This window comes from Snodgrassella alvi wkB2, from assembly GCF_000600005.1.
GTDB classification, from domain to species: Bacteria; Pseudomonadota; Gammaproteobacteria; order Burkholderiales; family Neisseriaceae; genus Snodgrassella; species Snodgrassella alvi.
The window spans coordinates 924,151-949,603 of the sequence record NZ_CP007446.1 but is presented as its reverse complement, the minus strand read 5'-3'; the positions used below and the strand labels follow the sequence as shown (position 1 = coordinate 949,603).

Here is a 25,453-nt window from a genome sequence, read left to right as displayed (position 1 = left end):
ACCTCATCACTTATGTCTGGTACAAGTTACACCTATAGCCAACAGTTAATGGGGACAACGGTTTCCCTGAAACTGTTCGTTGAAAACCTAACCGCAGTTTCTGCCGTTTTTAACGCTATAGAGCAACTGGAAGCTCAGTTAACGGTAAACCGCTACCATTCAGAAGTGATGGGCATTAACCATGCTGCCGGCAAACAGCCGGTAGCAGTAAGCAAACTGGTTTTTGATTTAATCAGTCAGGCTAAAGCAGCCAGCCTGTTACCTGACAGCAAGTTTAATCTGGCAATTGGTCCGTTGGTGAAATTATGGAAAATAGGTTTTAACGGACGCAGTATTCCGGAAAAGGATGAAATAGCCCGTAGATTAACACTGACTAACCCGAATCATATTGATCTGAACCGGACAAATCAAACTGTATATCTGGCTAAAGCTGGTATGGAAATTGATTTAGGAGCCATTGCCAAAGGCTATATTGCGGACATTATCAAATTGCTCTTAGCTCAATATAACATTTTTCAGGCAATTATCAATTGCGGAGGTAATGTGCTAACAATCGGCTACTCACCAATTACTGCTGATAAGCAATGGCATATTGGTTTGAAACGCCCTTTTGCCGAGGCAAACAATCTGCTCGGAATCATACATGTCGAAGACAAATCAGTAGTCACTTCGGGCATTTATGAACGCTATTTTATTTTTAACAACCAGCTATATCATCACATCCTCGATCCGCACACCGGCTATCCTCTGAATAATGAGTTGCACAGTGTAAGCATCATATCTGATAACTCATTAACCGGAGATATTTATTCAACTATTTTTTATGGCTTAGGTATCAGACAAGGGTTGAGTGAACTGAAAAAAAAGCAAAATATCGGAGTCATATTCGTAACACGGGATAAAAAAATAATCATTCAATCCAATCAGCATTTCACATTTGAATTAACAGCAGATGATTATCAGCTCATCAGCTATTCTTAACTGCATCAATCAAACAAATACATCTAGATGATAATTTGCATCTTCCAGACCAGCAAAATCAAAATGTATATTTGTCTATGGATTCAGCAATTCTTTTAATACTTCAATCAGCCTTTGCTGCTGTTGCTGTGTTCCGACACTGATTCGTAAAAAATTATTGATTCTTTCCTGAGGAAAATGCCGAACCACTACACCATGCCGGCGTAACTCAGCAGCAATTTCCACAGCTGTTTTATTTTTATGACTTGCAAAGACAAAATTGGCCTGCGAAGGTAAAACCTCAAATCCGAGCTGAGACAGATGTTTAGTCAGCCAGATACGGTTTTCGATAACTTTGGCACAAGTTGAGCGAAAATAATTTTTATCTTCGAATGCTGCAATAGCGCCAGCTTGTGCTAAACGATCAAGCGGATAAGAATTAAAACTGTTTTTAACCCGCTCAAGTCCTTCAATCAGCTCTGCCTGCCCTAGTGCAAGACCAATCCGCATACCGGCAAGCGAACGAGATTTTGAAAGTGTCTGCACCACAAGCAGATTAGGATAATCAGCAATCAATGCCACCGCAGACTCACCGCCAAAATCAATATAGGCCTCATCTACCAGTACCACACCGTCCGGATTGGCTTGTAATATCTGCTCAACCTGAGCCAAAGGCAAAATACATCCGGTAGGTGCATTCGGATTAGGAAAAACAACTCCGGCCTGAGCACCATAATAATCAACCGGATTAATAGCGAAGTGCTCATCAAGCCGGATATAACGGGCCTCAACATCATATAACTGACAATAGACCGGATAAAAACTATAACTGATATCAGGTAATAATAATTGTTGTTTTCCCTGAAAAAAAGCAGCAAATGCCTGAGCCAGTACTTCGTCCGAACCATTACCCACAAAAATCTGCTCTCTGGACAAACCATAATAATCAGCAATGGTCTGTTTTAATCTATCTGCATTCGGATCAGGATATAAACGCAAATCTTCAGTAGCAGCCTGCATTGCTTTTAATACCAATGGAGAAGGCGGAAATGGATTTTCATTAGTATTCAGTTTAACCAGATTAGCTATTTTGGGCTGCTCTCCGGGTACATAAGGTTGCAGCTGTCTGGTTTTCTCACTCCAGAATTTACTCATTCTCTCTCCAGCCTGAATAAAATATTCAGTATTAAAATCTCAGAACTGACATTCATATCAACAATTATCATATTGAGCAAATCATGCTATTACAGGACCATTATTATACTTATGACATATTAACAAAGATTCAGCACTGAGGGTACTGAATTGCTCGGCTGATAAATAATCCAGCTTTTTAGCAATAAGTATACGGTATGTTTTTTCATTCAGACCACATACAAATAACATTTTTTCCTGCTGATGCAATCTACGGGCAAGAGCTTGTAAATGAAAAAATACAGTCACATCAGCATGACAGCCTGCACTCATATCCAGATATATTTTTTTAATATCCAGCGTATTAATAAGAAGATAGCTTTTATTCAGCAGCGTGCTGACATTAGCAAACAATAATATCTGCGGTAAAATGATAACCGCTTCTTGCGCAATAATCTGAACTTCAGGCAATAAAACCGGCCAGGCATGCATCCGGAGTGAATACCAGCACATTACTATCAGAGCAAAAGAAATCACCAGCCACAAACCCGTACAGACACCAAACAGAATAATCAGTATGGCAGATATACACAGCCACAATAAATCGCTCCATTGCCAGCAATATAAACGTAATTCACACCAGTTAATCTGAACACAAATAACATATAACGCAATTACTGCCAGCACAGGTAATGGTACATATGCCAGCCATGACCAGCAAAAAATCAGTGCCATAAGCAATAACATTGCTATCAGCGTATTACGCTTAATCCTGAGAACCTCATCAGCTATGTAGCCTAAACTGATTACCATACCTCCGGTGAATGCTGTCAGAATATTACTAAAACCAACCAGGCCAACATTACGCCTGAACTGATTAGATAAATACTGACAACTTTCCATATATATTAATAGTGCTATTGTGGCACTTAAAAAAAACAATAATGGCCAGTCAGCATGTACGGGATTCATAAATGGCCAGAGCTGCACATTTTGCTGAACCGGAGTAGCAATTCCGACTAGCGCAAACGGCCATATATAACTGAGAATCCATACCAGTAATAATACCCATAAAGCCTTGGGCTGAGTTTTACTTCTCCATAATACCAGCAAGGCAAATGATAAACCGGCCAAAACCACACTTGGCCAGTTCCAGCCTTGCCAATCAATCAGCAGTTCCCACATTCCCTGCCATGAACTATTATTGGCCTGCACACCTAAAACGACCGGAAAAAGCATGACAATCAGAGTCAGCGTCATACCCAAACCAATACCATGCCAGACTGGCCGTGCAATCCAGTTCAGACAATGTTTGGGTAATATCAGTGACATCAATAATAACCAGCCACCGGTAAACAGCGTAAGTAAACTGGCCACAGCAATACGTTCACTGACTACACCTGCATAATAGGCTATTGCCGCCATCAGCATTAGTGCGGAAAAAGGTGATGGTGTTAATAATATTTTTTTACTACCGCCCAAAAGCAGACTGCATAACAAAGCACACATCACACCTGCAATTGCCATAGAAACAGGTAAACCGGCAATACCAGCACAGGCTAGGGCCATTGGCAGGACATATCCCAATAATTTCCAGCCAGAAGAAAACCACGCCAATGGAGACAGTTTTGTGCTCATCAGTTTCAAGGTATTATCCTTTGTCCATGTCAACAGGATTTATCTAAAGCAGTCGAGCAAGAATTTTGAGCTGAGTTTTGCAAGTGAAGATGAAGATTGCGTGCTGTCTGCCATGCCTGATCAGGGTTATCAGCCAGAACAGTAAAATGTCCCATTTTACGGCCGGGCCTCACCTGTTTTTTTCCATACAGATGTAAACAGGCAGTTTTATGATTCAGAACAGCATTCCAGTCCGGTTCGCCGTTTTCAGGCCAGACATCACCAAGAATATTCGCCATACAGCAGGGCTTTAATAAATCTGAGGCTGCCGGAGGCAAACCACACATTAATCTTACCTGCTGCTGAAACTGATCAGCAATACAGGCATCTAAAGTGTAATGACCTGAATTATGCGGCCGGGGAGCAATTTCATTAACAATCAACTGCATATCATTGCCTACAACAAACATCTCAACTGCCAGTACCCCTTGATAATTCATGGCCTGAGCCAGCTTAAAAGCCATATTTTCAGCCTGCTTTAATATAGCCTGAGGTAGCCTTGCCGGTACTAATGAGTACGCCAGAATACCATTCTTATGCTGATTTTCTGCAGGCGGAAAACATACTGCATACTGATTATTCAGACGGGCAACCACTACTGATATTTCAGCACGTAAATCTACTTTTTTTTCCAGCACACAGCGCACATGCTGCAATTGAGTAAAAGCTTTACGCAATTCAGCGATTGAATCAACTGTTTTCTGTCCTTTTCCGTCATAACCCAGAGTAGCTGTTTTCAGAATACCCGGTAACAATTTTTTCAGAGAATCATTAATATCAGATTCCGTGCTGATAACAGCATAAGGCACGGTAACCAGACCGGCGCGGTCAATCCATTCTTTTTCCTGTTGCCTGTCCTGAGCAATTGCAACACAATCACCCGAGGGCGATACAACCGTATATTGTGCCAGCCAGCGCATTGAATCAGCACTTACATTTTCAAATTCAGTCGTAACAGCAGCACATTTGGCCATATGCTGCAAAGCATCAGCATCATCGAATACAGAACATAAATGTCTGTCAGCAAACTGTGCTGCGGGCGCATTCGGATCAGGATCCAGAACCGTTACCTGATAACCCATTGTTTTAGCAGCTACCGTAAACATTGCACCCAGCTGGCCGCCGCCCAGAATACCCAGCATCGCCGGCGGCAGAATACAGGAAGAAAAACGAGACATAGTGGTATTAAATTACCTTACCAAGAATATAAATAAAATTAGCTGAAATCAAAAATTCCTGCAATGAAAGTCATCAGTATGAAATCGCCTTTTCTCATACATATTCGTTATATTTCTACCTGATAAATCAGATTAATAGCTTAATTACTACTTATTTAACAGCTATTATTCCACCAGTGAAAACACTGAAACAGGCAAAGTTTACACAGGTAAAACATAAATAAAACTAATGTCCGTATTTATGATTATGAATATAAAAACAAATTTTTCCAAAAATTTAAAGCAATTTCATCAAGCATTATCTTAACATAATAAAATATAACATTACATAAACATGCAGAATTATATTTAAGTCAAAATTGTTTACTTTTACTAAACTTATCAATTAAACAAAAGATTACAAACATAGATTCGCATTATAAAATATAACAATAATTTTTATTGGATATATTTATTATATTAACAAATCTGTAAATAGATTTAATGAAACTGCTGACTTTTATCATTACTGCAAGGCCGCAATTGTAAATGTCCTTGTGAACCATCTACACATAAATTACTGTTTCTGTCACGAATCTGTCTGCCTGTAAGCAACCAATTATTGTTCCCGTCCGGTTCACAGAAAACTGTCCCTACTGAATGATTTTTCACCGCAAGACAACGATTATTCAGCCACACTTGCCCCTGATGAAAATAAAAAGCCTCGCTGATTTCACCGCCGACACAGGAATCGAGTGCTACCGACTGCCAGACCGAAGACATGCCATCATTACGCAGACAGCCATGGCTTACCGGCCGTAAACTAATACTGGATGCAATAGGATAAACCGGAGGATACGGAAGTGCAGCAGGATAAACCGGCGTATCCGTATAAATCACTGTTGCACCGGCAGGAGCATTAATATGTACTGTTTTATTAATGGTTGTAGTTGATGAAACGGGTAAATCGACATAAACATGACGTTCGCCACGACCTGAATGGTAGATAACAGCGGCCTCAGCTACAGCAAATAACCACTCTGACAAACTCAATACACCAAAAACTAAAAATAATTGTATAGCCCGAATCATTTTTATCTCCCGCAAATTGACCTTTTGATTAACGATGCCGGATTTCCCAGCATTGATGAATACGAGTATTGCGAAAATCTTCAGGTATTGTTTTTCTGGAAATATTATTTACATCATAACGTTGCTCCAGAACCGGATTTAAAGTAAAACTACGCAGATTATTTGAAAAATACAAACTACCCTGTTTCGATAATAAACGCATTGCACCATCTATCAGTTTTTCCTGATCCCGCTGAATATCCAGAATATCCAGCATTTTCTTACTATTTGAGAAACTTGGCGGATCCATTACAATCAAATCAAACTGTTTGTGATCTTCAACAGCTTTCTGCAAATATTGAAATACATCAGCACGAACAATCTGATGAGCCTGCATATCCAGCCCGTTCAATTCAAAATTTCGTTGTGCCCATTGCAGATAAGTATTCGAGAGATCTACAGTTTCGCTGAATAAAGCACCGCCAGTTGCAGCATATACTGAAAAACTGCCTGTATAAGCAAATAAATTCAAAAATCGTTTTCCTGCCGCTATATTGCCTATTTTCTGGCGAGTATTACGATGATCAAGAAATAAACCTGTATCCAGATATTTATCCAGATTCACCCAGAATGCACGCCCATGCTCATGAATGACAAAATCCGTACCCGTAACACCAGTTTTTTCATACTGATCTTTACCTTTTTGCCTTTGTCTTTTTTTCACATGAATATGTTCTTTAGGCAGACCAGTCACAAATAAAACAGCCTCCACTACTTCAGCCAACCATTTTTCATAGTCTGTCTTATGCATCAACCAGCCCGTATCATATTCTTGTAAATGTACATGATCGGCATAAATGTCAGCAGCAAATGGATACTGTGGAATATCCCGGTCATACATACGCCATGCCTCTATATCCTGACGTTGTGCCCATTTACGTAAATGCTTAATATTTTTGCCCAGACGATTGACAAAAGCACCAATATCTTCACTCATAAATAAAATTTTACATTTCTGCAATAAATACACTAACAGTCACATTGTAACGGAAAAAACCACAGAAACCTTCGCACATTTACATATATAGATATAATAGCGCTCTTGCTTAAAAAGACCATATCTCTTATAATTAAAAAGATAATATTTGAAACCATCGTTTGCAACCTTATTAAATACGGCGAATTCATTATTACTTTAATAGTTATGTAATGCCGCTCTCCCAACACTCGCAGCAATGCGTACGTTGTCTGGTTGTTGTCGATGTATAAAATACCTGAACACACACACTTACGACAACCAATTGCTATCTTTCCTTTTTTATTTTCTTTTTGGCTTAAGCTAGCAACAGTTCCCTGTAATCTAATTTCACATCAATAAACTAGATTATCACGTTTGGTTGCTCGTTTAACCAAAGGAAAATCATGACATTGTCTTTTTCAGATTTAAAACTAGACAAACAGCTTACCAATGCACTCACTGCTGCCGGCTACGAAAATCCAACACCAGTACAACTTGAATCTATTCCGGCAGTTCTGGATAACCAGGATTTAATGGTTTCCGCCCAAACCGGTTCTGGAAAAACAGCCGCATTTTTATTACCAACACTGCAAAAACTGCTCAAACGCAGTGAAAAATCAGGCAAAGGCCCGCGGGCTCTGGTATTAACACCCACACGCGAACTCGCGCAACAGGTAGAAAAAAACGCTCAGATTTATGGTAAAAACATGCCTTGGCTGCGCACAGTAACGTTGGTAGGCGGCACAGCTTTCGGTCAGCAAATCCGTGCATTATCCCGTCCGATTGATCTTATCGTAGCTACTCCGGGACGTCTGATGGATCACATGCGTCAGGGACGCATTGATTTTGGCCGGCTGGAAGTACTTATTCTGGATGAAGCAGACAGAATGCTGGATATGGGTTTTATTGATGATATTGAGACCATAGTTGCCGCAACTCCTACTGAACGTCAGACCCTGTTATTTTCAGCTACCTGGGATGGTATGGTAGGTAAACTTGCCGAAAAATTAACACATCAGCCGCAAAAAATCGATATTGCCCGGGAAGAAAAACAAGGCAAAATTGATGAAAAACTGTATTACTGTGATGACATCCGGCATAAAAACCGTCTGCTTGATCATCTGTTGCGTGATACCAGTATTGATCAGGCAGTAATATTTACTGCCACCAAAGCTATGTCTGAACAGCTGGCTGATGAACTTTATGAAAAAGGCTTTTCGGCTAACTGTCTGCATGGCGATATGCCACAAGGCTGGCGTAACCGTACATTAATGGATTTACGCAAAGGCCGGATTAAAATACTAGTGGCTACTGATGTTGCCGCACGTGGTATTGATGTACCAACCATTACACATGTCATTAATTATGATTTACCTAAGCAGGCTGAAGACTATGTACATCGTATCGGTCGTACAGGCCGTGCTGGCCGAACCGGTCTGGCCATTACTTTTGCTGAAGTAAACGAGTATATTAAAGTACATAAAATTGAACGCTACCTAAACCGCAAATTACCTGAGCAAACTATTGCCGGTATGGAACCGACACGTAAACGTGCTGGTAAAATAGCGAATAAAGGTCGCCGCTCCTATGGTAATCACAACAAAAATGGCAACTGGAATGCAAACCGCCGTCAGTCTGGCGAACAGCAACCAAACCGTTCCCGCCAGAACATTCCGGCTGCCCGTCAGAGAAACAGTCAGCCAAACAGACGTAGTAATAGCCAACCCAAGCAATAAGCTCCTCACTTTATCGTAATAAAAGGTCAGGCTACTGATTCAGACCTGACCTTTTAACAATTCTGCGGTTTTCTATTTATCATTTCCTCTCAATTTAAAGACAGACATACATCACTGTCTTGCAATATTCTGTTATATCTTATATATTGTTTAATGAACTAATAAATTATTACGTTAAAAACAATATCCGAACTGATAACTGATCTGCATTATTAATTTATCAGTAAACTTATACTTCCAAGTTATAAATGACAACAGTTGGTGCCCCACACCAGCAAGCGAGAAAGGATTTAACTATGCAACATCGTCGTAGATTACAAATTTTTCAGGCAGCTAAACGCGCTGCTTTTTATCAACATACTCAGGCTGTAAATGGCAAAGAGCAAACTCCTGAAAATGAAAAAGCCATTCACAATTTCGAACCTGTTCATCAATAAAATTTTTGCTAATAAAGAGCCCTATCTGCAGAGATAGGGCTCTTTTTAAATATGCTCTCTTTAATAAAAACTATAAATAATATTTTCGGAAAAGTTATTACCAGTAACAAATACCTATAAACTCATTACATCTTATTTATAATAAAATTTCAAATACAAAAAGATTGCAGTAATGTGGATTTTTTTCAGCTGAATTTGTTTTAATTCAATTATTGAGTACAGATTCAATTATTATCAATCGGTATGAAAATATTTTTTAATCAGTTATTCCTTAGTATATTTGACCACACTAAATTAAATAAAATTTTTTATAAATCAAACGATTGACAATACAATAAATATCAAGATATCCTAGTCCAAAAATTAAATATCTTTGCGCTAAAATAAAAATATTAAATTTTTCTGCATCTGCATTCATTTTGTAAATGACTTTAGTTTGACCAGATAGACATTTTTATCTTTTATATACCGTCCCACAATTTCAACCTTTTCAGGATTAAGCCCCAAGGGCGATATTAATTATCATCAGCTATACCAGTCACTATAGTATAGATTCAACTATCCTCACTACAATATTGCTTTTCTTTTGACAATTAATTTTATGATAATTGCTTAATATTAATAATTTTTTCAATTTAATATATACCCTTACCAACTGTTCAATCATTCATAGATTTAACAGAATTGTCTTTTTTAAAATATCAAAATGAAAATAAGCAGAATATTAGAAATAATAATTTACCTGTTTATCAGCATAAAGTTTATCTTTCGTCTAAAATATTGGAAATGAGAAAATATTTGGAAAAATAATTTTCGTATATCGTTTATTCCAAACGACCACATAATCCCAATGATATTCTATTGATAGATAAAGAAAGATACGTTTTTTTACGCTTTTAACTGATTTAATATTTATACAATTATCTGGTTTATGAAAACCATAAATAAAATATAAATTAAATATCCAACTTGAATGATTAAAACTCATCCAGATATTTAATTAATCATTGATATTAGACTTCTCCAATATTATTCATAGCTAAATCCAGATTTTTAACTGAAAACTTCATACATGCCAATATAATATAAAAATTTACTTAATTAAATTTGATATTGCACACTTAATCCTTACTAGTCTCACTGCCTGATTTGTGCGAAAATTCAATTTATTTATTGGGCGAACTACCATGTTAGACAGAGAAGGTTATCGCCCCAATGTCGGGATAATCATTACTAACGACCATAACGAGGTTTTTTGGGGCAAGCGTGTACATGAACACTCTTGGCAGTTTCCGCAAGGCGGTATTAAGCCGGGTGAAAGCCCGGAAGCCGCCATGTATCGTGAACTCATGGAAGAAGTCGGCCTGCTGCCGCATCATGTCAAAATAATCGGACGCACCCGGGACTGGTTACGTTATGATGTACCTACACATTGGATCAAACGCGAATGGCGGGGTTCTTATAAAGGCCAAAAACAGATCTGGTATTTGCTGCGCCTGACCGGACGGGAAAGTGATGTTCATCTGCGAGCAACCCATCATCCTGAATTTGATGCATGGCGCTGGCACCAATACTGGGCCCCTGTTGATGAAGTTATTGAATTCAAAAGAAATGTCTATCTGAATGCATTACACGAGCTTTCACGCTTTTTACACGAACTGCCCAGCTGGACTGAATTTGTTCAAACTCGACAAAATCATGATGATAAATACTCACTGGCAGAATGATGGCCTGTGAATAGTTCTGTATTGAAGATTCCGCCAAAATTCTGAATCTGAAACAAATTACCGAAAAAATAAATTTTTTACGGTAATTTGTTTTATATTGCGATTAATACTTATCTAAAAATAAATTATGAGCAAATCCACAACTTATGATGAATCCAGTGTCACCGTTCTGAAAGGACTGGCACCGGTTAAAGAACGCCCTGGTATGTATACCAGAACGGATAGCCCTACTCATATCATTCAGGAAGTAATTGATAATGCCGCAGACGAAGCTCTGGGCGGCTATGCACAAAATATCGATGTTACTCTGAATCCCGATGGATCCGTTACCGTCAGAGACAATGGTCGCGGCATTCCCACCGGATTACACCCAACCGAAAAAGTACCCGTAGTTGAACTGGTTTTCACCCAACTTCATGCTGGTGGTAAATTCAATAAAAAAAGCGGCGACGGTGCTTATGCTTTTTCAGGTGGCTTACATGGTGTAGGCGTTTCCGTGACCAATGCACTGTCTTCCCGGCTTGAAGTTACTGTTAAAAGAGCCGGAAATATTTACCATATTGCCTTTGCTGGTGGTGACGTCATTAAACCTTTGGCTGTAACCGGCAAATGCGCCGTTAAAGACAGTGGTACCGAAGTTCGTATCTGGCCTGACGGACATTACTTCGATAATCCGCAATACAATCTGCCGGAACTGGAACGCAATTTACGTGCCAAAGCAGTTTTATTACCCGGCGTGAATGTTACCCTTACCCGCTACCAGAATGCTACGGATGAAGCTCAGACACAAAACTGGCATTATCCGAATGGCCTGAAAAGCTATTTACTTGACTTACTCTCAGACAGCCAGACTGCCACGCCCATTTTCTCCAGTGAAAATTATTTAAACTCAAATCATGGAACTGATTTTAATCAGGGTGAAGGTGCAGCTTTCGCTCTGACATGGCTGGAAGACGGACATACACCAAGTGAAAGCTACGTTAATCTGATCCCTACCGCGTTAGGCGGCACTCATGAAGCCGGGCTGAAACAGGCAGTTTTTCACGCTGTAAACAACTTTATCAATCATCATAATTTACTTCCGCGCGGCGTAAAACTACAGTCAGACGATGTTTTTTCACGCGTTGCCTTTGTTCTCTCAGCACGGCTGCTCGACCCTCAGTTTCAAGGGCAGACAAAAGACAAATTAACCAGTCGTGATGCACTCAAACTGGTAGCGGCAGTATGTAGTGATCCATTAGAACTTTGGTTAAACCAGAATATAGATACAGGTAAAAAAATAGCTGAACTGGCTATTAGTCAGGCTCAGGCGCGAATGCGTTCAACTAAAAAAATTGAAAAGAAAAAAGGTTCTGGCGTAGCTGTTTTACCAGGCAAACTTACTGACTGCGAAAGTGAAGACATCCGAGAAAATGAATTGTTTCTGGTAGAAGGTGATTCAGCCGGCGGCTCAGCCAAACTGGCACGGGATAAAAATACTCAGGCAATTCTTCCATTGCGCGGTAAAGTTTTAAACAGTTTTGAAATTCATCGTGACCAATTGTTTGGTAATGCAGAAATACATGATATTTCTGTTGCCATCGGAGTAGACCCCCACGGGAAAAACGATAATCCTGATTTATCTGGCTTACGCTATGGAAAAATAGCCATCTTATCAGATGCCGATGTTGATGGTGCTCATATACAGGTTCTATTACTTACCTTATTTTATACCCATTTCCCGCGACTGATAGAGGCCGGACACATTTATGTTGCCCAACCACCACTTTTTCGTATAGATGTAAATGCACAGGGTAAAAGCAAACCTGCACGCAAAATTTATGCTCAGGATGAGGCAGAACTGGAAAGCATTAAAGACAGACTGCAACTAGAAAAAAGTACTTATCACATAAATCGCTTTAAAGGTTTAGGCGAAATGAATCCTGATCAGCTCAAGGATACTACCATGAATCCGGATACACGCCGTCTGTTGCAAGTACATATTCCCGATGAAGAAAACAGTGAAACCCGAAATATTTTTATCAAATTAATGGGAAAAGGTGAAGCAGCTTCCAGAAGAGTATGGATGGAAGCTGAAGGAGATAAAGTAGAAGCCGATATTTGAAATTAACCTAACAAACAGGTTGTTTATCATATTGAGAACAACCTGTTTAAATTAATTTATATATTAAACAACAAAATAAACATAATTAACATTATAAAACTATAAAGTCACTAATTTCACTTAATTGTCTTTTTAATAAATAACATTAATTTAAATTTGTAAAATATATAAGCAAACTTACAACACACCATTAATTTATATATTAATATACACTAAAAAAGTAAGATTTTATTATTTAAAACAATTCATTTACCATTAAGTTAAGCATAGAATTAAACATATAGTCGCAGTCTCAATAGCATATAAAATATAAAAAATGAGATAACATTTGATAAATATCAAACTTTAGCTAAGTAGACCGGATTATATTACGCAATCTCCTATTCAAAATGCTATAATTTCATTTGCATTTCAATAGAATTCAATAAACTGTAACAATAGTTTTCATTGCTCTGAATAATTATAGATAAGCAAGAAAACTAAAGAAATGTAAATAAAATAGAAAACTTAAATAAAGATAATTAATAAAATTTAATAACATTTTTTTGCAAAAAAATTCACCCATCTTTATAATTGACAAAGTTACAGTCAATTTAAGAGGAATTTTCATGAAATATGATTTCATCGAAGGCGTATTGAAAACCCTGAACAGTACACCCGACATTACATCTTCAGCAGTTATCTCAACCGATGGTTTGCCAATTGCTTCTGCTTTGCAGAGTGGCATGGATGAAGACCGTATCGGTGCAATGGCTGCAGCATTACTGTCTCTGGGTAATCGTTCTGCAAAAGAAGTATTAAAAGGTACTCTGGACAATACCATTATTCACACTGATAAAGGCTACATGCTGCTGTTTCAGGCCTCTGAAGCTATTCTGTTAACCATTACTACCACTCATGAAGCCAAATTAGGTCTGATTCTGTTTGAAGCTAAACGGGCATTGAAAGAATTAGCTGACCATTTTGGTTAATAATCAATTTGCTTGATCTGAAATATGCAATGCTATTTAAATACCCGCTCATGCAAATTTGAAATTAACACGTTTTATTACAGTTTATAATACTGTAAAAATAAGCTTTAAAATCAGGCACTACCCTTATATCTGGATATTTTCTGAATTCTGACTAAATTGCTGTTAGTCAAACCTAAAGAAAACTAAAGCTAAAACTGAGTTTATTGCATGAAAGGGCGTTTAAATGTTTTATAACTATATTGAAACGCATCGCATATATGTATTGGGTAATATTTAAAAATCCCGATTGTATGCATTTCCAGAAATTTATATTAGCAGTAAATTTATTAAAGCAGAAAGAATAAACTACTGTAAAAACATAAAAAATCTGAAATGCATTTCTATTAAGCACACTCATTCTTTATTCAGATTAAACCAAAATTGAAGGACAGATAAATATGGATATGAGTCGTTGGATTCAGCCAAAGCCTGAAGGTGAATTTTCAGAGTATAAAATTAAGCATTATCAGCAAGACGGAGAATCAACAGTATATGTAACTCATCAGGAATTTCCTTATCCTGATGGTGCTTTAATTGTATCACGTACAGATCTTAACGGTATTATCACGCATGCCAATGACGTCTTTGTTGATATCAGTGGCTGGACACGTGATGAAATTATTGGTGCTCCACACTGTTTGTTACGTCATCCTGACATGCCCAAAGCTCCATTTGCCGATATGTGGGAAACCTTGCAAAGAGGCGAACGCTGGTACGGTTATGTTAAAAATTTACGAAAAGATGGCGGCCATTACTGGGTATACGCCACTGTAATTCCGAACTTACGTCAAGGCAAAGTGATTGGCTATAGCTCAATTCGTCGTAAACCAAGCCGTGAACGCGTTAACGAAATGAGTGCCAAGTATGTAGAAATGCTGAAAACTGAACAGGAAGGAAAATAATATGCTGAGTTTAATGGTTGTACCCGATTATTTGCCTGATCAGTTCAGCACCTGGTATTTGCTGAATAATTACCTGCAAAAGAAAAGCGATCAGAATATTTCTCTGATTATGCCTCCTTCATTTGATGAAGTAAAAGCTCAGCAAGATAAAGAAAAAGTCTCTATGCTTTTTGTTAATCCGTTTGCTGCCGGTAATTATGTACGTGAACAAGGTTATTTACCACTAGTTAAACCTAAAAATCAACCAGATGAGATTGTAATTGTTACTGCTGCTGATTCAGAAATTAATGCTATTGAAGAGCTCAAAGGTACTGTTGAACTGGCTCTTTCCAATAATGAAGATGCCAACTTTATTGGTTTGCGTTTGCTTGAACCTGCTAATCTGAGCGATGATGAGCTGGTTATCAATCGTAAAGATAACTTCCTCATGGTAGCTTCCAGCGTTATCCGCCAGCAGGCAAAAATTGGCATTATTCAAGCTGAAGTATATGACAGCTTTAACTCTGTAACCAAAGATCAGTTAAAAGTATTACTGAAAAGCCGGATTAATGAAGTATCTCATGTCATGTTATATCATAAAGATATAGCTGATAAAGTAGAGCCATTGAGAGAGATATTATGCAAAATGGCAGACGATTCTGATGGCGCTACTATTGTTAAAGCATTGAGTTTTCCAGAAGGCTTTATCGGATTATCTGAAGAAGATATGGAATTCATGATTGATGTTGTAGACACATTACGTATGTAAGTCTATAACTGCATTCTAGGCCGTGTTAGCTTTATTAAACTAACACGGTTTATTTTATGTCTAACCTTTTTCTTTTATATAAACAGAGTAGATATTATCCAAGTACAACATATATCAATTTTTTTGAGATTTATTCATTACTTTCTCATTTTTAAATTATCCGCCTTTATCTAAAAATTTTTTTATAAACTGGATACTAAAAGCAAGCTTGTACTAACCAGCATTTGCAATAATAAATTTATCTAATATTCATAATGATATATACACAATGAATATTATTTAAAACATCTAAATATTTTGTTTTTACACTAAATTTATAATGATTACTTTGTATGTTTGTTAGCTTTTTCCATTGTAGTGAAACAATGTCTTTTATGATAAAAAAATTTAATAAATGTAAATAATAGTTATACCGTAAGTTATCCATATACTGGCATTTTTCACCAGACTTACATACAAGCTTAAATAGAATTCAGAAAAATAAAATAATTATCTATCTATACAATTATCCGAATATTATAAACAAACTCAACAAACCTATGTTTTATAAAATTACTTATCAGAATTTGATAATGCATGCCTGCTCCGTATTATTAATCTGCCATAATAAAACATATATCAAACCTAGAACATAAACACTTTTTATATACATTTATTATCTTAAAATTATGAATATAAGAAATATATTTTCATAGATTTATGCTTTTATATTAACAAAATGATGCATCACATGAGTCTGTTATAATAAATGAATCCATTATTGATAAACAGCAATTATGGCTACTATTAACGACAGTAAACCCTCACGTTTTTTGCCCATTTTGTTGGCAATAGCCATTTTTATGCAGCAGCTGGATGCTACTATCCTGAATACTGCTCTGCCCTCAATGGCTGCCGATCTGGGGCAGTCGCCGCTTAATATGCAATCTGCAATTATTGCCTATGCGCTAACTCTAGCAATAATGATGCCTCTGTCTGGTTTTCTATCGGATAAATTAGGAACACGTAAACTTTTTATGGGTTCTATGGTCATATTTATTATCGGATCTGTACTGTGTGCTGCAAGTAATAATCTGGCTTTGCTAGTACTGGCCAGAATCATTCAGGGTTTGGGTGGCGCAATGTTAACACCTGTAGCCCGTTTAACCATGATGCAGGCCTACGACCGCTCTAAACTCATAACTGTTATGAACTATGCCATCATGCCGGCACTGATCGGACCAGTACTGGGGCCGATTATTGGTGGCTATCTTGTGGTATATACCAGCTGGCACTGGATATTTTTGCTTAATGTACCGATAGGGTTATTAGGATTACTGGTTACCTGGTATATCATGCCCAATTTTAACCGTCCGGCAAATTACTTTGATGGATTAGGTTTCTTTCTGTTTTCGGCATCTGCTTTTTGCATGACGCTTACTTTTGAAACCATGTCACATGCTAACAATATTTTATTTGGCTGTATGATGGCTATTGCAGGTATTGGCGCTTTATTTGCCTATCTTGCTCATGCACGTCAGAACAACCGTGCTTTGTATCCTCCGCATTTAATTCTGGTGCGTACATTTCGTCTGGGGCTGGCAGGTAATTTAGTAAGCCGCCTTGGCATGAGTGCCCTGCCTTTATTATTGCCTTTATTATTTCAGGTTGCTTTTAACTATGATGCGGTAAATTCAGGCTGGCTGCTGATGCCTCTTGCTTTGGCAGCTATATTTGCCAAACCCTTTCTGAAGCCTTTAATGAATCATTTTGGTTATCGTAATACACTTGCCTGGAACACACGTATTATCGGTATACTGATTATGTCACTCGCTTTAATCAGTGCCAGTACACCGCAATGGTTGATATTATTACATCTGTGTATTTTGGGCGCCTGCAATTCTTTGCAATTTACTGGTATGAATACCATTACACTGGCTGATTTACGTCCTAATCAAGTTAGTAGCGGCACCAGTCTGATGGCTGTTAACCAGCAACTGGCATTAAGTTTCGGTATAGCAATTGGCGCATTACTTTTGCAATCTTTCAGTCGTGCCAGCTTTATCAATCACAATATTACTACCGCCTTTCGCATTACTTTTATTATTCTCGGCGTGTTCACTCTGCTTTCAAGCTGGATATTTGCCCGTCTGCATTCAACTGACGGTGCTAATCTGCTTTCAAAGGAAAATGCATAGATTAACAATTTTCTGAATTCTGACAAAACAAGCTACTTACCTGCCTGATATTGTTATTAAATCAAAGGATAATATCAAACTAAAAGTAATTTTTAATACAAAACTAATACCATTCAGAATTACAAATAATTAAATTTTTCCATGTAATTTATAGTACTCATTAATTAAAATAGAGCTTACTATTTAAAATTATTATTTTAAATTTATAAAAAAAAGCTGCCAATATTTTTGGCAGCCTTTTTTCAGATATTAATTAATGTGGAATATCGTCACTTAAATAAACAGCAGGTTCACTTTTATCATGTGGCAACACTATATTTAGAATAATCGCTACAATTCCGCCCATACAAATCGGATTTTGAAACAATATTGGTAACTGAGCAAACACTTCCGGTTCAAAAGCCACACCCAGACCAAGCCCCAGTGATGTAGCACAGATAACTGCTTCACGGCGTCGGATACCAGCAGTAATAATAATTCTGATACCGGCGGTGACAATCAAACCGAACATAACCACCATTGCCCCACCTAAAACCGGACTGGGAATAGTAGTAAAAATAGCACCAACCCATGGAAATAAGCCAAGTATAATCAGAATAGCAGCAATATATTTACCGACATACCGGGAAGCAACTCCCGTCATCTGAATAACGCCATTATTCTGGGCAAAAGTGGTTAACGGCAATGAACCCAGTGCTGTAGCAATCACCGACACCAGACCATCAGCCATTACCCCGCCGCGTAAACGGTTTGTGTACGACGGACCATCTACCGGCTGATTAGAAATCATGGCGGTAGCAGTTAAATCACCTACTGCTTCAAACACACTTAAAAGATAAATGGTACCGGCCACCATAAAAGCATGCCAGTCAAAAGCAAAGCCGTATTTAAAGGGAATCGGTATTGTAATTAAGGGTAAATCGTGCAGATTGGAAAAATCTACAATTCCCATAAAAATCGCAATTACATAACCTGATATCAAACCTACCGCAATGCCGGCCATACGCCACCATGCATTTTTAAAGCAGTTAAATAACAATACAGTAAACAGTACAAATGTGGACAGAGCCAGATTAGACCATGAACCGAAAGTATGATTTGCTTTTGCAGCAAGACCACCGCCAAAGTCAGTAATACCGACATGAATAAGACTCAGGCCTATCATCAATACCACAACTCCGCTTACAGTAGGTGTGATGATTTTTTTCAGAAAAGGTAACAGCCATGATGCCCCGATTACTAAAAAGGCGCCCACGAATGAGACGCCCAGTAAAGTTGAAATCATAGTATTTTCATTCATCCCGCTTTCTTTCATGCCCAGCCCCAGCGCAATCATGACAGTGACAAATGAAAAATTAACTGATTGAATTGATAACAGCCCTGAACCAATAACACCAAAGCGGTGTACCTGAATATAAGTACCTATACCTGAAGCCACCATAGACATTGAGACCAGATAAGCAGTCATGTCAGCCGGCAGTTTCAGCGCACCGCCCACCACAAGAGCCGGTGCCACCATAGGGACAAAAAGAGCGAGTAAATGGGTTAATGCACTGAGCAAACCATTTAAAACAGGAGGTTTTTCCTCCAGACCATAGACCAGATCAGAGTGTTCATTCTGCTTACGAACAGAGGAATTATCGGCCATGTCATCCTTCCTTATTTGCTTTATGCATGTGTGAAATGTATATAAAGCAGCGTATTTTAAGCGATACGGCGCTGTTTAATCCAGAGCAAACTATTGAGGAATAGAATCTTTAACACAAGCAAACTACTTTTATCAAAAGTGGTTCAAATACCGGCAGTTTTCCATGTAAGCAAAAAATACGCTACAATCATCACATTTTTAGCTCACCTGTAAAGGGTAGAATTATGTTGACAGGCAGCCTGGTTGCCATCGTAACGCCTATGCATGAAGATGGCAGTATTGATTATGAACAATACAAACAGCTTATTGACTGGCATATCGAGTCCGGAACCGATGCCATTGTCGCCGTGGGAACAACCGGTGAATCAGCCACACTCAGCGTGGATGAGCATTTGAATGTCATCAAAACTGCTGTAGAACATGTAGCCGGACGTGTGAAAGTAATTGCCGGTACTGGCGCCAACAATACTCACGAAGCAATTTATCTGGCTCAGGAGGCTCAGCAGGCTGGTGCAGATATGACTTTGTCTGTAGTACCCTACTACAACAAACCGAATCAGGAAGGTATCTACCGCCACTTTAAAACTATTGCCGAAGCAACCAGTATCCCCATGATTTTGTATAATGTCCCGGGTCGCACTGTTGCCGATATGCAACCAGACACTGCCTTACGTCTGGCAGAAATTGACAATATTGTTGGTATTAAAGAAGCCACTGGAAACATTGGCCGTGCATGTTATCTGTTTAAGCACGTACCTGAAAATTTTGCAGTTTATTCCGGTGATGATCCTACTGCCCTGGCATTTTTACTGTGCGGTGGTCATGGTGTGATCAGCGTTACTGCTAACGTTGCTCCGAAATTGTTTGCAGATATGTGTCATGCAGCTTTGCGCGGAGATATTACCGGTGCACGCGCTTTAAATGATAAATTACAGCGTCTGCATGGTGATCTTTTCTGTGAACCAAGCCCTGCACCAACGAAATGGGCACTGTCTAAACTGGGTAAAATCAATCCGGTTTGCCGACTGCCTATTACTGAATTAACTCCTGCCGGACAGGCTGTCGTGTTAGCCGCCATGCAGGAAGCCGAATTAATTTAAACACAAGCCTACATTGTCATTGTAATGCACACTGAAAGTGGCCGATATGAATATAAGTAAAACCGTTGCACTAACCCTGCTGGCAGCCAGTCTTGCCGCCTGTGCCAGCAAAAAAGATAACCTGCCTAAACTGGATTATCAGTCTGACAATAAAAAAATTGTTCAGCTGGATGTACCTCCTGATTTGACTGATCCGAATCAGGGGAACCGCTTTAGTGCACCTGGCAGTACACTGATTAATGGGGCTGTACGTGCCAGTGACATGAACAAGAAAGCAGGCAAAACTCAGAATAATGCGAATGCACAGGTACTGACTCAGGTACCGAATATTCATTTACAACGTGATGGCAGTATTCGCTGGCTGACTATCGATAACAAGCAAGCTGCTGAATTATGGCCGCTGCTCAGAGCATTCTGGCAGGAACAGGGCTTTACCATCGAGCGTGAAGAACCATCCATTGGTCTGATGCAAACCAACTGGGCGGAAAACCGTGCCAAACTGCCATCTGATGTGATTCGCGGTATATTCGAAAAAGTAGGTCTGGGTGGTGTTTACTCCAGCGGCGAGCGGGATATGTTTACTATCCGTCTGGAACGTAACAGCAAAGGCGGTACAGATGTATTCTTCAGCCAGAAAGGTATGAAAGAAGTCTATACCAGCAAAGATGGTGACAGCACTGCATGGCAGCCAAGACCAAATGAGCCTGAGCTGGAAGCAGCATTTCTTGCGCGCTTTATGCAATATCTTGGTGCAGACGCCAAACAGGTACAGCAACAGATAGCTGCCCAAAAACAAAACCCGAATGAATACAATTTAGCCAAAATTGATGGCAATAGTATTTACCTGCTTGGGCCTCAGGAACGTAACTGGCGTCGTGTTGCACTGGCTTTGGATCGTGTTGGTCTGAATGTAATTGGAGAAAACCAGAGTCAATATGCTTATCTGGTTGAAGTAGCTGCTGCAGAAGCCTCTTCTGTTTCTCATAAAAAACCAGGATTATTCGGACGTATGTTCGGGCGCAGCAAAAAAGCTGAACAACAGCAACAGCCAAAACAGCAACCTCGTCTGATGGTACTGGCAATACCTCTCAAAGATGGCGGAACACGTGTCACTCTGGCCAATGAAGATGGCACAATATATACCGGAAAAGATGCCACAAAATGGCTTCAGCAACTGGATCAGCAATTACGCTAACTTTAACAGCCTGCTTATGCAGGCTTTTTTAAACCAAACAACTACTCAGACTTTTATTTCAGGTCGCCTAATTAAATAATTAGAATCAATTTGGATTAAATGGATTGTTTGATTTCTAATCAGAGCTAATTAATTACTTTAAGATTAACTTAACTGGCACCGGATTTTTGTTTTATGCTGTTTTCAGGATTCGATTAAATTACTTATCAAATACTTTTTTAAATTACATACTAACGATTTAATATTTATATCTTTTAAAAATAAAATTATTTTTATACAATCTTTTTTACTGTTCAATCTGTTTATTATAAAACCGGTTTTCTTGTCTATTAGACAGATAAACAGATTCTAAAGATAGAAAATAAAAAATTCTGAAGTGTCAAATATGAAAAAATTAATTGTTAGTTATTGTGTTCTTTCAATGACCGTAATTGGAGCTTTAGTTATCGGTACAATATTCTTTGCGGATATACGCTTTCCATTATGGTACAGTATCACCTGCTTTGTTATTGCTGCTTTCGGCTTAATAATACTAACGCCATTTACCATTAAAATAATTAAAATTAATCGAAACTTAAATTAATTCAATATCCATTTTCAATAATATTAATTTATTTTATATGCATATTTTTAACTATAAGTTGTAAATATTTATTATTTAAATATTTACAATAGTTTTCATTTAACAGATTTTCTGTATATAATTGGCTGGAATTTCTTCTTTAACCTTTTATAATGTCAGACTAATGAAAAAATTAATTATAATGCATATTTGCACAAGCCTTATGTTTGTAATCTTTCTCGGTATCGGATTTTTTCTCTATAATAAAGATCAGCAACTGACAATTTATAGTAAAACATTTTTTATCCTAGGTGCAATTATGGCCATCGGAGAAATGCCTTTGACCTTTAAATTAACCAAAATGAAACAAGAGAATCAGCAGAAATCTGAAACAACTACAGATTTTACTTCATTGGGAAAAAAATAAAATTTTTCAGTTTATGAAATCACTATAATTAATATTAATCTGTATTTTATAAATAACTCATATTTTTTTACTTAAAATTGATTTATAAACTGATTTATTTTATTTCGGCTGTAAGTAATAATCGTAAATAGCTGTATCTTTCTTAATTAACCAATCTGTCCAGCCAATTTATATCTTTTTAAAGCATTTACGAATGACGAAACTCAAACTTTTATTACTCATTCTGGCTTCATGTACATTTATGTTTATTGGCTGGGTTGTGCTGGGCTGTTATTATTGGGTACATCAACAGCACACTATTGCGATAATCTGCTGTTTACTCGCTTTCATTAGTGTACTGGGGCAATTTGCTGCGCTGGCATTTACTTTGCGTGAACGTGCATACCGGCAAATTAATCAAGTGTTATCCTCAAATGATGTAAACCATGAATAAAATTGTTCTTGCCAGTAATAATCAGGGCAAGCTGGCTGAATTCAGCCGCCTGTTTAATTCTTTAAATATCGAAGTTGTTCCGCAGTCTGAATTTAATATTCCTGAGTGCCCTGAACCTTATGTCACATTTGTTGAAAATGCACTTGCTAAAGCACGTCATGCCAGCCGTTATAGTGGCTTACCGGCATTAGCCGATGATTCTGGTATTTGTGCCAATGCACTGCATGGCAAACCTGGCGTCCATTCAGCACGTTATGCAGGTACAGAACCAAAATCAGATACAGCCAACAATGCCAAGCTGGATGATGAATTACGCAATTGTGATGACAAAAGTGTGTTTTATGTATGCGTACTGGTTTTAGTGCGTCATCCTGATGATCCACAGCCATTAATTGCTGAAGCCAATTGGTCTGGGCTGTGGCAATCCTCTGCTGCAGGAAGCAATGGTTTTGGATACGATCCGCATTTTTATGTTCCAGACCAGAAACTGACTGCTGCACAAATGAGTCAGGAAGAAAAAAACCGGATAAGTCATCGTGCTCAGGCATTAAATATTTTAATGGATAAACTGCGTCAGCAGTATGGTCTGAATACTCATGTCTGAGTTTCCCGTTTCTCTGCAAATACCGCATTCTGTTACGCCAGCTTTGACCAGTTTACCGCCACTATCTCTGTATATTCATATTCCATGGTGTGTTCGCAAATGTCCGTATTGCGACTTCAATTCGCATCAGCTTAAGCAGGAACTGGATGAGCAGAAGTATATTGCTGCCTTATTAACTGATCTGGAAACTGAACTGCCTTATTTCTGGGGTAGGTCTGTTCACACAATTTTTATCGGCGGAGGGACACCCAGTCTGTTTTCCGCATCTGCATTTGAAAAGCTCTTAAGCGGCATTCGTGCACGGGTTAATCTGATACCCACAGCAGAAATTACCCTTGAAGCCAATCCGGGCACATTTGAACGCGATCGTTTTGCAGACTATGCAGCAGCTGGTATAAACCGGCTTTCCATCGGAGTACAAAGTTTTGCCAATGACAAACTGGCTGCACTGGGTAGAATTCATAACCGCAAAGAAGCACTAAATGCCATTGAATCAGGCTTAATCCTGTTTCCTAAACTCAATATTGATTTGATGTATGCCTTACCAGGACAAACTGTCGCACAGGCAAAGGAAGATATTAATACAGCAATTGCAACCGGAGTAAGGCACATTAGTGCTTATCAGCTTACACTGGAACCCAATACACCTTTTGCCCATTCACCTCCTCCGAAGCTACCAGATGATGACCATATTGCTGATATAGAAGAAGCTGTACATACATCACTGTCACAGGCAGGTTTTCATCATTATGAAACGTCTGCCTTCGCCCACCCTCAGCAACAATGCCGGCATAATCTGAACTACTGGCAATTTGGCGATTATATCGGTATCGGAGCTGGCGCTCATGGTAAGATATCCAGTGCTCAGGCAATTGAGCGCACTACTCGGTGCAGGCATCCGAAAGATTATCTGCAAGCGATGCAGCAGCAACCTCAGTGTGCTATTGTCCGCCGGCAAATTTCTGCACAGGATTTACCTTTTGAATTTATGCTGAATGCTCTGAGATTAACTGATGGAGTTCCTACTACATGGTTTAGCGAGCGTACCGGCTTGCCTGTTACCTCCATTCAATATGCGATTACTCAGGCCGTAGAGCGAGGTTTAATGGACGCAGATCCGTTAAACTTACGTCCGACTGCACTCGGACGTACTTTTCTGAATGATTTACTGGCTTTATTTTTGAAAGACTGATAACCCCTTTTCATACCAAGGAGTAAAAACATGGGAAAAAATATTATTCATACTGAGAAAGCACCGGCCGCTATCGGTGCTTATTCACAAGCAGTACGTGCTGGCAATACAGTATATCTTTCCGGTCAGATTCCGTTAGTAGCTGAAACAATGCAAATCGTTGATGGTGGTTTTGCTGAACAGGCACATCAGGTGTTTAAAAATCTCCGGGCGGTTGCAGAAGCTGCCGGAGGCAGTCTGAATGACTTGGTAAAAGTAAATGCCTATCTGACTGATTTGAGTAATTTTGCTACGTTTAATGAGATTATGGCGCAATACTTTACAACTCCTTATCCAGCTCGTGCTGCTGTTGAAGTTTCTGCTTTACCTAAAGGTGCTCTGGTTGAAGCTGAAGCCATTCTGGTACTGGACAAGTAAACAGACAAATCGGG

Annotated in this window: 22 protein-coding genes; 16 read left to right on the top strand and 6 right to left on the bottom strand. The window is 38.6% G+C overall.

Features of this window, described 5'->3' with window-relative positions; translation table 11 throughout:
• Positions 1-12: 12 nt before the first annotated feature.
• Complete coding sequence (locus tag SALWKB2_RS04375) at positions 13-981, top strand: FAD:protein FMN transferase (RefSeq protein WP_025330466.1); 969 nt, start codon at positions 13-15, stop codon at positions 979-981.
• Positions 982-1,056: 75 nt separating this feature from the next.
• On the opposite strand, the gene hisC is transcribed toward SALWKB2_RS04375, so the two are convergent.
• The 5 genes from hisC to SALWKB2_RS04350 all read right to left on the bottom strand — a co-directional run bounded on the left by hisC (position 1,057) and on the right by SALWKB2_RS04350 (position 6,996).
• Positions 1,057-2,115, bottom strand: coding sequence for a histidinol-phosphate transaminase (gene hisC, locus SALWKB2_RS04370; protein ID WP_025330465.1), 1,059 nt, complete (start codon positions 2,113-2,115; stop codon positions 1,057-1,059).
• 81 nt (positions 2,116-2,196) lie between these two features.
• Positions 2,197-3,732: a SulP family inorganic anion transporter gene (locus SALWKB2_RS04365; protein WP_100126285.1), complete on the bottom strand. Its 1,536-nt coding sequence runs from the start codon at positions 3,730-3,732 to the stop codon at positions 2,197-2,199.
• Between the two features lie 29 nt (positions 3,733-3,761).
• Positions 3,762-4,949, bottom strand: coding sequence for a 5-(carboxyamino)imidazole ribonucleotide synthase (locus SALWKB2_RS04360; protein WP_025330463.1), 1,188 nt, complete (start codon positions 4,947-4,949; stop codon positions 3,762-3,764).
• 480 nt (positions 4,950-5,429) lie between these two features.
• A complete protein-coding gene (locus SALWKB2_RS12700; protein WP_038648785.1) occupies positions 5,430-6,020 on the bottom strand; it encodes a ricin-type beta-trefoil lectin domain protein in 591 nt (196 codons plus the stop codon).
• 28 nt (positions 6,021-6,048) lie between these two features.
• Complete coding sequence (locus SALWKB2_RS04350; protein ID WP_025330461.1) at positions 6,049-6,996, bottom strand: class I SAM-dependent methyltransferase; 948 nt, start codon at positions 6,994-6,996, stop codon at positions 6,049-6,051.
• A 425-nt stretch (positions 6,997-7,421) separates the two neighbouring features.
• Here SALWKB2_RS04350 and SALWKB2_RS04345 point away from each other — a divergent pair, with 425 nt between their 5' ends.
• From SALWKB2_RS04345 to SALWKB2_RS04315, 8 genes are all read left to right on the top strand, one after another.
• Entirely contained in the window at positions 7,422-8,753 is a 1,332-nt protein-coding gene (locus SALWKB2_RS04345; RefSeq protein WP_025330460.1) for a DEAD/DEAH box helicase, read from the top strand.
• Positions 8,754-9,049: 296 nt separating this feature from the next.
• Positions 9,050-9,190 carry a hypothetical protein gene (locus SALWKB2_RS12265; protein ID WP_157785008.1) on the top strand — a complete coding sequence of 47 codons (141 nt, stop codon included), beginning with the start codon at positions 9,050-9,052 and terminating at the stop codon, positions 9,188-9,190.
• Positions 9,191-10,377: 1,187 nt separating this feature from the next.
• Entirely contained in the window at positions 10,378-10,917 is a 540-nt protein-coding gene (locus SALWKB2_RS04340) for an RNA pyrophosphohydrolase (protein WP_025330459.1), read from the top strand.
• A gap of 127 nt (positions 10,918-11,044) precedes the next feature.
• Positions 11,045-13,021, top strand: coding sequence for a DNA topoisomerase IV subunit B (locus SALWKB2_RS04335; RefSeq protein WP_025330458.1), 1,977 nt, complete (start codon positions 11,045-11,047; stop codon positions 13,019-13,021).
• 608 nt (positions 13,022-13,629) lie between these two features.
• Positions 13,630-13,992, top strand: coding sequence for a roadblock/LC7 domain-containing protein (locus tag SALWKB2_RS04330; RefSeq protein WP_025330457.1), 363 nt, complete (start codon positions 13,630-13,632; stop codon positions 13,990-13,992).
• A 446-nt stretch (positions 13,993-14,438) separates the two neighbouring features.
• Positions 14,439-14,936, top strand: coding sequence for a PAS domain-containing protein (locus tag SALWKB2_RS04325; RefSeq protein ID WP_025330456.1), 498 nt, complete (start codon positions 14,439-14,441; stop codon positions 14,934-14,936).
• 1 nt (position 14,937) lies between these two features.
• A complete protein-coding gene (locus SALWKB2_RS04320) occupies positions 14,938-15,684 on the top strand; it encodes a phosphate/phosphite/phosphonate ABC transporter substrate-binding protein (protein WP_025330455.1) in 747 nt (248 codons plus the stop codon).
• A 776-nt stretch (positions 15,685-16,460) separates the two neighbouring features.
• Entirely contained in the window at positions 16,461-17,861 is a 1,401-nt protein-coding gene (locus tag SALWKB2_RS04315; protein WP_025330454.1) for a DHA2 family efflux MFS transporter permease subunit, read from the top strand.
• Between the two features lie 253 nt (positions 17,862-18,114).
• On the opposite strand, the gene SALWKB2_RS04310 is transcribed toward SALWKB2_RS04315, so the two are convergent.
• Complete coding sequence (locus SALWKB2_RS04310) at positions 18,115-19,509, bottom strand: nucleobase:cation symporter-2 family protein (RefSeq protein ID WP_025330453.1); 1,395 nt, start codon at positions 19,507-19,509, stop codon at positions 18,115-18,117.
• 224 nt (positions 19,510-19,733) lie between these two features.
• Here SALWKB2_RS04310 and dapA point away from each other — a divergent pair, with 224 nt between their 5' ends.
• The 7 genes from dapA (at position 19,734) to SALWKB2_RS04275 (ending at position 25,439) form a co-directional block, all read left to right on the top strand.
• Complete coding sequence (gene dapA, locus SALWKB2_RS04305; protein ID WP_025330452.1) at positions 19,734-20,609, top strand: 4-hydroxy-tetrahydrodipicolinate synthase; 876 nt, start codon at positions 19,734-19,736, stop codon at positions 20,607-20,609.
• 46 nt (positions 20,610-20,655) lie between these two features.
• Positions 20,656-21,804: an outer membrane protein assembly factor BamC gene (gene bamC, locus SALWKB2_RS04300; RefSeq protein ID WP_025330451.1), complete on the top strand. Its 1,149-nt coding sequence runs from the start codon at positions 20,656-20,658 to the stop codon at positions 21,802-21,804.
• Positions 21,805-22,550: 746 nt separating this feature from the next.
• Positions 22,551-22,793, top strand: coding sequence for a hypothetical protein (locus SALWKB2_RS04295; RefSeq protein ID WP_025330450.1), 243 nt, complete (start codon positions 22,551-22,553; stop codon positions 22,791-22,793).
• A gap of 193 nt (positions 22,794-22,986) precedes the next feature.
• Complete coding sequence (locus tag SALWKB2_RS04290) at positions 22,987-23,226, top strand: NGO_0222 family membrane protein (RefSeq protein WP_025330449.1); 240 nt, start codon at positions 22,987-22,989, stop codon at positions 23,224-23,226.
• Complete coding sequence (rdgB, locus tag SALWKB2_RS04285; protein WP_025330448.1) at positions 23,219-23,830, top strand: RdgB/HAM1 family non-canonical purine NTP pyrophosphatase; 612 nt, start codon at positions 23,219-23,221, stop codon at positions 23,828-23,830. The genes SALWKB2_RS04290 and rdgB overlap by 8 nt, the downstream gene beginning before the upstream one ends.
• The gene (gene hemW / locus SALWKB2_RS04280) at positions 23,823-25,022 is read left to right on the top strand and encodes a radical SAM family heme chaperone HemW (protein ID WP_025330447.1); all 1,200 of its coding nucleotides are present in this window, start codon (positions 23,823-23,825) and stop codon (positions 25,020-25,022) included. Before rdgB ends, hemW begins: the two co-directional genes overlap by 8 nt.
• A gap of 30 nt (positions 25,023-25,052) precedes the next feature.
• On the top strand, positions 25,053-25,439 hold the full coding sequence (locus tag SALWKB2_RS04275) for a RidA family protein (protein WP_025330446.1): 387 nt from the start codon (positions 25,053-25,055) through the stop codon (positions 25,437-25,439).
• The last annotated feature ends 14 nt before the right edge of the window (positions 25,440-25,453 follow it).

What these genes read in the sequence shown, in the direction of transcription:
- SALWKB2_RS04375 (WP_025330466.1), top strand. Translation starts at nt 13, where the DNA reads ATGTCTGGTACAAGTTACACCTATAGCCAACAGTTAATGGGGACAACG.
- hisC (WP_025330465.1), bottom strand. Translation starts at nt 2,115, where the DNA reads ATGAGTAAATTCTGGAGTGAGAAAACCAGACAGCTGCAACCTTATGTA.
- SALWKB2_RS04365 (WP_100126285.1), bottom strand. Translation starts at nt 3,732, where the DNA reads ATGAGCACAAAACTGTCTCCATTGGCGTGGTTTTCTTCTGGCTGGAAA.
- SALWKB2_RS04360 (WP_025330463.1), bottom strand. Translation starts at nt 4,949, where the DNA reads ATGTCTCGTTTTTCTTCCTGTATTCTGCCGCCGGCGATGCTGGGTATT.
- SALWKB2_RS12700 (WP_038648785.1), bottom strand. Translation starts at nt 6,020, where the DNA reads ATGATTCGGGCTATACAATTATTTTTAGTTTTTGGTGTATTGAGTTTG.
- SALWKB2_RS04350 (WP_025330461.1), bottom strand. Translation starts at nt 6,996, where the DNA reads ATGAGTGAAGATATTGGTGCTTTTGTCAATCGTCTGGGCAAAAATATT.
- SALWKB2_RS04345 (WP_025330460.1), top strand. Translation starts at nt 7,422, where the DNA reads ATGACATTGTCTTTTTCAGATTTAAAACTAGACAAACAGCTTACCAAT.
- SALWKB2_RS12265 (WP_157785008.1), top strand. Translation starts at nt 9,050, where the DNA reads ATGCAACATCGTCGTAGATTACAAATTTTTCAGGCAGCTAAACGCGCT.
- SALWKB2_RS04340 (WP_025330459.1), top strand. Translation starts at nt 10,378, where the DNA reads ATGTTAGACAGAGAAGGTTATCGCCCCAATGTCGGGATAATCATTACT.
- SALWKB2_RS04335 (WP_025330458.1), top strand. Translation starts at nt 11,045, where the DNA reads ATGAGCAAATCCACAACTTATGATGAATCCAGTGTCACCGTTCTGAAA.
- SALWKB2_RS04330 (WP_025330457.1), top strand. Translation starts at nt 13,630, where the DNA reads ATGAAATATGATTTCATCGAAGGCGTATTGAAAACCCTGAACAGTACA.
- SALWKB2_RS04325 (WP_025330456.1), top strand. Translation starts at nt 14,439, where the DNA reads ATGAGTCGTTGGATTCAGCCAAAGCCTGAAGGTGAATTTTCAGAGTAT.
- SALWKB2_RS04320 (WP_025330455.1), top strand. Translation starts at nt 14,938, where the DNA reads ATGCTGAGTTTAATGGTTGTACCCGATTATTTGCCTGATCAGTTCAGC.
- SALWKB2_RS04315 (WP_025330454.1), top strand. Translation starts at nt 16,461, where the DNA reads ATGGCTACTATTAACGACAGTAAACCCTCACGTTTTTTGCCCATTTTG.
- SALWKB2_RS04310 (WP_025330453.1), bottom strand. Translation starts at nt 19,509, where the DNA reads ATGGCCGATAATTCCTCTGTTCGTAAGCAGAATGAACACTCTGATCTG.
- dapA (WP_025330452.1), top strand. Translation starts at nt 19,734, where the DNA reads ATGTTGACAGGCAGCCTGGTTGCCATCGTAACGCCTATGCATGAAGAT.
- bamC (WP_025330451.1), top strand. Translation starts at nt 20,656, where the DNA reads ATGAATATAAGTAAAACCGTTGCACTAACCCTGCTGGCAGCCAGTCTT.
- SALWKB2_RS04295 (WP_025330450.1), top strand. Translation starts at nt 22,551, where the DNA reads ATGAAAAAATTAATTATAATGCATATTTGCACAAGCCTTATGTTTGTA.
- SALWKB2_RS04290 (WP_025330449.1), top strand. Translation starts at nt 22,987, where the DNA reads ATGACGAAACTCAAACTTTTATTACTCATTCTGGCTTCATGTACATTT.
- rdgB (WP_025330448.1), top strand. Translation starts at nt 23,219, where the DNA reads ATGAATAAAATTGTTCTTGCCAGTAATAATCAGGGCAAGCTGGCTGAA.
- hemW (WP_025330447.1), top strand. Translation starts at nt 23,823, where the DNA reads ATGTCTGAGTTTCCCGTTTCTCTGCAAATACCGCATTCTGTTACGCCA.
- SALWKB2_RS04275 (WP_025330446.1), top strand. Translation starts at nt 25,053, where the DNA reads ATGGGAAAAAATATTATTCATACTGAGAAAGCACCGGCCGCTATCGGT.